Origin of the sequence: Arcicella aurantiaca, assembly GCF_003148625.1 — a bacterium.
Classification (GTDB): domain Bacteria; phylum Bacteroidota; class Bacteroidia; order Cytophagales; family Spirosomataceae; genus Arcicella; species Arcicella aurantiaca.
The window spans coordinates 1-1,256 of record NZ_QGGO01000069.1 but is presented as its reverse complement, the minus strand read 5'-3'; the positions used below and the strand labels follow the sequence as shown (position 1 = coordinate 1,256).

General features: G+C 37.3%; 3 protein-coding genes. All 3 read left to right on the top strand.

Annotated elements, in window-relative coordinates; all coding sequences use genetic code 11:
• A partial coding sequence (locus tag LV89_RS25690; protein WP_211321280.1) for a hypothetical protein occupies positions 1–206 on the top strand: 206 nt, incomplete at its 5' end.
• 10 nt (positions 207–216) lie between these two features.
• Positions 217–747 carry a hypothetical protein gene (locus LV89_RS24825; RefSeq protein WP_109745681.1) on the top strand — a complete coding sequence of 177 codons (531 nt, stop codon included), beginning with the start codon at positions 217–219 and terminating at the stop codon, positions 745–747.
• A gap of 77 nt (positions 748–824) precedes the next feature.
• Positions 825–1,169: a hypothetical protein gene (locus LV89_RS24820; protein WP_146199270.1), complete on the top strand. Its 345-nt coding sequence runs from the start codon at positions 825–827 to the stop codon at positions 1,167–1,169.
• Positions 1,170–1,256 lie beyond the last annotated feature (87 nt).

Here is a 1,256-nt window from a genome sequence, read left to right as displayed (position 1 = left end):
TTTATGAAAGTCAATATGTTCGGGTTTTTGCTTTCGCCAGTTGGCTGGTCGGGAGACCAGCCACGGGACGCCGAGGGCTTACCAGCCAAGGAAGGAGTACCAAAGTCCCTTGGAAAGCAGGATATGAAGCAACCTCGGAAAGCGGTATGATTTTTAGGTGGTATGAAAACAATAGCACTGTTATTTCTTTTTTCCCTAAATATTAATAAATAGGAGATGAACTTAAAATACAATATTGTGGGGTTACTTTACAAAGGTGAACTGCCATATAGAATAAACCAATATAAGATAGTTTTTGAAGATAGTGATAAAGATAATCTGTCTCAATTATTAACCGTATTATCGGGTGATATTATTCTTCATAATTATAAGTTTATTAACTTGATACAAAATTTTTATGAAGAGGAGAATAAATTGAGTTATGCTGAAACCCATTTAGGTGGAATATGGGAGGACCATATATTTCCAGACAAAAGTATTGTTGAATGGTCAAATATGGATACTACCAAACATAATTTAGGTTTGGTGACAACTTTAATTAGAGGAAGCGAAATATTACCTACGGTATTGTACAGTTTTTCAAAAAAGAAAGTTTATGTTTTTGAAAAACTTTATGTTATTAGCAATGACTCACTTCCACCATCCATTTTTGAAATAGAATTGATAGAATTTGTTAAAATATTAGATTGGTGGAAAACATACATACTTAATATCGAACTTGGACAGTTTAACGTATCAACTATTTAATTGAATCTTGGATTTTAATTTTTTTTTCAAAAAATACATTTTTTGAAAAGAAGAAAACGTATAAAAATACACAACCCATGACCATACTCCTACGCTTACGGTACATACTGTTGCTGTTTTGGTTGGTACAAAGCCTTGTGGCTTTTGCCAGCGGAAATAGTAAACAGCCCAAAGAAGATAAACCCGATAAACCTCGCAAAACAGTAGGCTTGCCTACTCACAGCATCAGCTTAGAAAACGGTATGCCCAGCAACACCGCCAGTAAATCGATGATGCTCCAAAATGCCCAATTGTCAAACGCCTTAGACAAAGCCGTAGCCCAAATGGGCGATGCCATGTCATTGATGGACTATTCGGATATACCAGCCGAGCGTGCCGAGGCATTCGTAGATGCCAGCACCAACGCCGACAGAGGATTTTAAATATTAATTTTATGAAAGTCAATATGTTCGGGTTTTTGCTTTCGCCAGTTGGCTGGTCGGGAGACCAGCCACGGGACGCCGAGGGCT

What these genes read in the sequence shown, in the direction of transcription:
- LV89_RS24825 (WP_109745681.1), top strand. Translation starts at nt 217, where the DNA reads ATGAACTTAAAATACAATATTGTGGGGTTACTTTACAAAGGTGAACTG.
- LV89_RS24820 (WP_146199270.1), top strand. Translation starts at nt 825, where the DNA reads ATGACCATACTCCTACGCTTACGGTACATACTGTTGCTGTTTTGGTTG.